At 40.8% G+C, this 6,256-nt stretch carries 6 protein-coding genes; all 6 read left to right on the forward strand.

What is annotated here, in order from left to right; all coding sequences use genetic code 11:
- The first annotated feature begins 30 nt into the window (after positions 1 to 30).
- The 6 genes from B3Q63_RS01435 to B3Q63_RS01460 all read left to right on the forward strand — a co-directional run bounded on the left by B3Q63_RS01435 (position 31) and on the right by B3Q63_RS01460 (position 6,155).
- The gene (locus tag B3Q63_RS01435) at positions 31 to 786 is read left to right on the forward strand and encodes a helix-turn-helix transcriptional regulator (protein ID WP_296172944.1); all 756 of its coding nucleotides are present in this window, start codon (positions 31 to 33) and stop codon (positions 784 to 786) included.
- Positions 787 to 876: 90 nt separating this feature from the next.
- Positions 877 to 1,767 carry a DMT family transporter gene (locus tag B3Q63_RS01440; RefSeq protein ID WP_296172946.1) on the forward strand — a complete coding sequence of 297 codons (891 nt, stop codon included), beginning with the start codon at positions 877 to 879 and terminating at the stop codon, positions 1,765 to 1,767.
- 536 nt (positions 1,768 to 2,303) lie between these two features.
- Positions 2,304 to 3,356, forward strand: a complete 1,053-nt coding sequence (locus tag B3Q63_RS01445; protein WP_296172948.1) for a DUF1852 domain-containing protein — start codon at positions 2,304 to 2,306, stop codon at positions 3,354 to 3,356.
- Between the two features lie 58 nt (positions 3,357 to 3,414).
- Entirely contained in the window at positions 3,415 to 4,461 is a 1,047-nt protein-coding gene (locus B3Q63_RS01450; RefSeq protein ID WP_296172950.1) for a methionine synthase, read from the forward strand.
- A gap of 148 nt (positions 4,462 to 4,609) precedes the next feature.
- On the forward strand, positions 4,610 to 5,113 hold the full coding sequence (locus B3Q63_RS01455; RefSeq protein ID WP_296172953.1) for a flavin reductase: 504 nt from the start codon (positions 4,610 to 4,612) through the stop codon (positions 5,111 to 5,113).
- 217 nt (positions 5,114 to 5,330) lie between these two features.
- The gene (locus B3Q63_RS01460; protein ID WP_296172951.1) at positions 5,331 to 6,155 is read left to right on the forward strand and encodes a sulfite exporter TauE/SafE family protein; all 825 of its coding nucleotides are present in this window, start codon (positions 5,331 to 5,333) and stop codon (positions 6,153 to 6,155) included.
- Positions 6,156 to 6,256: the final 101 nt, after the last annotated feature.

The following is a 6,256-nucleotide window of genomic DNA, read 5'->3' on the forward strand; positions in this document are numbered from 1 at the left end:
TACCAATATTTCAGACAGTGAATAGACCTCATGAAAAATACTGAGCCAATAAACCATTTATTTATCAGGACCTATGACAGCCAGCTTGAAGGTCATACTCATGATTACCATCAAATTCTTATACCATTGATGGGTAACATTAGAATGGTTATTAGCGATCAGACCATTGATGTTGCTTATGGAGAAGCATTGGTTATCAAAAAAGGTGTTCACCATCAATTTCAGGCAAGAGAAGACTTTCGTTTTTTAGTAATAAATATAGAGAATATTGACTTTTTAGGGTTGACACTAAATGAAGCGCATTTTTCAATGGACGAAAAGACCTTGTTATATATCTCTTTCGTTGAAAAACAATTGACCTCTGCTTACAACCAACAGTTAGAAAGGATGATGTTTGAGTTATTAAAAGCGCTTCTTGGAAATATGCAGATGAGTAAACGACTGGATACTCGCTTGACTGCAGTTGTTCACACTATAAAGAATGATATCGCCACCAACTATACGACAAAGTCACTTGCTGAGATTGCCTGTCTGAGTGAAAGTCAGTTTAAGGTGTTATTCAAAGAGCATCTTGGCTGTACGCCCAACGCCTATATTACCAACCTTCGCATGAAGTCTGCTCTTGGTCTCATTCTAAATACTGACACACCTATTGCGATTGTGGCTGAGAAGTGCGGTTATGATAATGTTTCTGCCTTTATACGTCGTTTTTCTAGCGTCTATCATCAGACGCCATACAGACTGCGTTGTAACAACCAGAATATGAAGCACACAAGAATAAGCTGATCAGCATATATTTCAATCTATTCCCACAAACCCTGCAGCATCAATTTTATTATCATAGCGGCATCATTCAAATGCACGCTAGGTAAAGAGATGAAATTGAATTTTCACAATCAATCAAAGCAGGATATTGTAAATTTTTCTGCACCTATAGGATTTTTGGCAATATGGAGTGGTGGTGCCATCTTTGCAAAGGTTGGTTTGCAATATACCGACTCTTGGAGCTTTTTATTCTTAAGATCAGCAATCGCTTTATCACTGCTACTAGCCATCTATCTAAAATCTGCCCATAAAAAGATAGCTATCACTGAGCTTAAGAAAGACCAGCTCAAAGGCATTATATTTTCAGGTCTATTGCTACAAGTATTCTATTTAACGTTTTATTTTTCAGCTATTAACACAGGACTATCCCTTGGCATTATTATACTGGTGCTTGGTATACAGCCAATTATAACGTCGCTACTAAGTGCAAATACGGTTAGCGTTAAAAACTTAATACTACTAGCGATTTGTTTTTCAGGCTTGGTTTTATCAACATTGGGCTATCATAGCGTTGATAAGATAAATGCTTTAGGTATGATGCTTTCCGTACTGGCATTACTATCCATCACGTTTGGTACTATTGCTCAAGCTAAGGTTAAAACGCCGCCTATTTTAACCTTATTGATTCAGACTATATTCTCGTTTTTGATATTCTCCGCTGTGATTGTTTATCAAGGATTATACTTTGAGGTCAATGCTTACTCTCTGCTTGCATTGATATGGATGGGCGCAGTGGTTTCCGTAGGGGCTTATTTATTATTGATGCTTATGCTCAAATATAGCGCCGCAGATAAAGTAAGCACCTTATTCTTCTTGTTGCCTTTATTAACGATGATATTAGAGAGTCTGGTTTTTGATAGCACTTTGAGCGCATTAACTATTTTTGGTGCTATTTTGGTCTGCGTAAGCTTGTTCATTTATCAAACTCAAAAATCTTCTTAAAATAGCAAATGCTTGTGGAATAGGTCAGTATCGGATTTTAAATTAAACATAACTGAATTCATCCTCAAAAATATCATTTTATCTAAACAATGAAATATACTTTCACTATGTCAATAGATCAGTGCATTGACATAGTGAAAGTTCAATATAAAAAAGGCATGTTAAAAATAGTCTGCTGCTGGGATAAATTTTTCTTGCTTGCTGTGCGCTTCGCACTTTTCGATGCTTCGCAAAATTTATCCCAACAGCCCTGTATTCTTTTTAAGTTGAGTCGACTATATGTATGAGCGTACAGCTAAGTATTTATAATTCATGAATATAAAGCGTTTTACAGGCTTTATATCCTATAAAGCAATCCTTCAAAATCCCCACTATCCAATCCTTTTCTCATAGCCTAATCTTATCAACATGAATTTTACTCATCTTTAATTTAAATAGTATCATTTTTATTCATGATTTGGTTCAGGTATGATTTATCCCATACACAAATTTGGTTTTATCTCGACAATGAGAATAGATTAGGGTAGCGGATTATCATGAGTAAACAATTCACCTGTTCAATTAAGCGCATTCGTTTTGATGAAAACTATCATCCTGCCGACAGCACGCGTCTGACCACTAACTTTGCAAATTTGGCGCGCGGTGAGCATCGCCAAGAGAATTTACGCAAAACGTTAACCATGATTAACAATCGTTTTAACGCCTTGGCGCATTGGGATAACCCGACCGCAGACCGTTATTCTGTTGAGGTTGATATTATTTCTGTCGATATGGATGTCGCAGGTAATGGTGATACATTCCCTGTCATCGAAACGCTCAAAACAACGATTATTGACCATAAAGACAACAGCCGTATTGACGGTATGATTGGCAACAGTTTCTCCTCTTACGTACGCGATTATGACTTTAGTGTCGTCCTGCCAGAGCATTTCGATAAACATCCTGCATCGCAACCGCCAGAAGATTTTGGCGATTTACATGGCAAATTGTTTCAATATTTATTGAACTCAGAGGCTTACCAAGCCAACTTTACTAAAAAACCGGTCATTTGCCTCAGTGTGTCTACTAGTAAGACCTATCAGCGTACGACCAATCAGCATCCGGTATTAGGGGTTGAGTACAGATTAGATGGCTGCTCTTTGAACAAGGGGTCATTGACCGATGAGTACTTTTCCAAAATGGGCTTAACCGTACGCTACTTTATGCCGACAGATAGCGCCGCGCCTTTGGCATTTTATTTTGCCGGTGACTTGCTGACGGATTACAGCGATTTTGAGCTGATTAGTGCGATCAGTACCATGGAGACTTTCCAGAAAATCTATCGCCCTGAAATTTACAATGCCAACTCAAGCGCAGGTCAAGTCTATCAACCGAGTTTAAACTACCAAGATTATTCACTGACGCAAATTGTCTATGACCGCGCAGAACGCAGCCAAATGGCGGTGACGCAAGGTAAGTTCACAGAAGCGCAATTTATTAAGCCCTACCAAGCTATTCTTGAGGAATGGGCGGCAAACTATGATGTTGCAAGCGAGACTGTTCAAAGAGAAGTAGGTCAAAAAGAAACGGCTAAAAAACAGGCTGCTTAACTGAGCGACAACTAATTAACTGACCTATAAAATACGAATGAATAAGAAGATGAATCCCATGACAATATTATTACCGACACAAAAATTGTTACCGACATCAACTGCGGGCAGCTTACCGAAACCTTCTTGGCTTGCCGAACCTGAAAAAATTTGGTCACCTTGGGCATTAGAAGGCGAGCAATTGCTTGAAGCCAAACAAGATGCGCTACGTTTAACATTGCAAGAACAGCGACATGCAGGGATTGATATTGTCAGTGATGGCGAGCAGACGCGTCAGCATTTTGTCACCACCTTTATTGAACATCTTGATGGCGTCGATTTTGAGAATCGTAAAACCGTTAAAATTCGTAATCGTTATGAGGCCAGTGTGCCGTCAGTGGTTGGCGCGGTAAGTCGTCAAAAGCCAGTATTCGTTGAAGATGCGAAGTTCTTACGTCAGCAAACTGATCAGCCAATTAAATGGGCGCTGCCCGGTCCGATGACCATGATTGATACCTTATATGATGGTCATTATAAAAGCCGTGAAAAATTGGCGTGGGAATTTGCTAAAATCCTCAATCAAGAAGCGCGAGAATTAGAAGCGGCGGGTGTAGATATCATTCAATTTGATGAACCTGCGTTTAACGTGTTCTTCGACGACGTCAACGACTGGGGTATTGCTACTTTAGAGCGTGCCATAGAAGGTTTAAAATGTGAGACGGCGGTGCATATATGCTACGGCTACGGCATCAAAGCCAATACCGATTGGAAAAAGACACTGGGTTCAGAGTGGCGTCAATATGAGCAAGCCTTTCCTAAGTTGCAGCAGTCGAATATCGATATTGTCTCGTTAGAGTGTCAAAAATCACATGTACCGATGGATTTGATAGAACTCATTCGCGGTAAAAAAGTGATGATTGGTGCCATTGACGTTGCAACTAATACCATTGAAACCCCTGAAGAGGTTGCGGATACACTACGCAAAGCGCTGCAATTTGTTGATGCGGACAAGCTCTATCCTTCGACCAACTGCGGCATGGCACCGTTATCGCGCCAAGTGGCACGAGGAAAATTGAGCGCGTTAAGCGCAGGCGCGGCAATCGTGCGTCAAGAGCTGACGGCTTAGGATTTATTAACTAAACTGATGCAAAATTTAGCTTTTATAAGTTGGGTTTTTAACCCCGCCTATAAAAGCTTGTTTAAACTCATGAGTGACCTCAGTTATCAATGTACTTACCGATTTAACATTTAGGATTGCAGCAATGAGTAAAGATGTGATTGAAGCAACCGACTTTAGAGATGCCATGTCTTTGTTGACGACCGCCGTCAATGTAGTCACCACTAAAGGTAGCTCAGGTGCTCATGGGTTTACTGCCTCGGCGGTATGTAGCGTCACCGATACACCGCCAACCTTGCTGGTCTGTATGAATCAAACGGCTCGCTCACATGCTCATTTTCTTGAAAACAAAACCTTGAGTGTTAATGTGTTGGGCGCACAGCATGAATCTATATCCAATGCTTTTGCTTCTAAATTATGCTCAGAAGAGCGCTTTGGGCACGGTGCTTGGACGACATTAGCGACAGGTGCGCCTATTTTAGAAGATGCATTGGTCAGTTTTGACTGTGAGATTGAGGATATTCAGCAAGTTGGTACGCACAGTGTCTTTATGTGCCGAGTTGTTGCCATCAAACAAGGCTATCAACAAAGCAGTGCTGATGAAAGCTTGGTGTATTTCAACCGCGCTTACCATCAAGTAGGTCAGGTAGAAATCGTTTAAGCTGACTTTCTGACATTGATTATCTAATGGTCATCTAACTATAATCAGCTTAATATCAAGCCGATACAGTGAAACTGGAATGAATTTTTTGTAGCCTCTGTCGGCGTAGGCACAGCAAGCTAGAAAAATTTGTACCAGTTTCACCTTGTCAGATAACGTATTCATGTTATTTAGCATCGACTATAAAACTATCATTTAACCGAGAAGTAACTATCCTGTGGAACTAATCATTTTTTTAATAATAGGCGCGCTAGCAGGATTTGCTGCGGGGCTTTTTGGTGTGGGCGGCGGTACGATTATCGTACCACTATTATTTATCGTTTTTACCCAAATGGATTACAGTCCTGACAGCATCATGCATTTGGCCTTAGGTACGTCACTGGCGACCATCATTGTCACCTCTATCAGCTCGCTCATGGCGCATAATAAAAAGGGCGCCGTCATGTGGCCGGTCTTTAAAAACCTAGCACCCGGCTTAGCGATTGGCTGTTTTTTAGGGGCAGGCATTGCAGGACAGATATCTGGGCTATATCTTCAGCTTATCGTTGGCGTGTTTTTGCTTTGGGTCGCTTATAAGATGTTTTTCGGTGGCAAAAAACAAGTCGTTAGTCATGCTAATGATGTCGCTGGCGTTAATACAGAACTGCCTTCAAAACCTAAGCAACTAGCAGCAGGCGGGGTTATTGGTATCGCTTCTGCCATTTTTGGTATTGGCGGCGGTAGCTTAACCGTACCTTATTTAACGCGTTACGGTGTGATCATGCAAAAAGCCGTTGGCACGTCAGCAGCGTGTGGCTTGCCCATTGCCATTGCTGGAGCGTTAGGCTTTATGTTCTTTGGGATGCAGCAACAAGTTGATGTGCCCAATACCATTGGCTTTGTCCACATTTATGCCTTTTTAGGGATTAGTATCATGAGCTTTTTCACCGCTAAGTTAGGTGCAAAAGTCGCCCATATACTATCACCAGAGCTTTTAAAGAAATGCTTTGCGGTATTATTAACCGTGGTGGGATGTTATTTCCTTTTTAAAGGGTTAGTTTGAGCATAAAAAAAGCCCTCACTGCGGTGTTAAACAGCAGCAAGGGCTAATAGTTGAGTCAATAGGATGATACTTTATTACTCAGTATGATACTTTATTACTCG

Origin of the sequence: Psychrobacter sp. UBA2769 (genome assembly GCF_002352555.1) — a bacterium.
Taxonomy (GTDB): Bacteria; Pseudomonadota; Gammaproteobacteria; order Pseudomonadales; family Moraxellaceae; genus Psychrobacter; species Psychrobacter maritimus.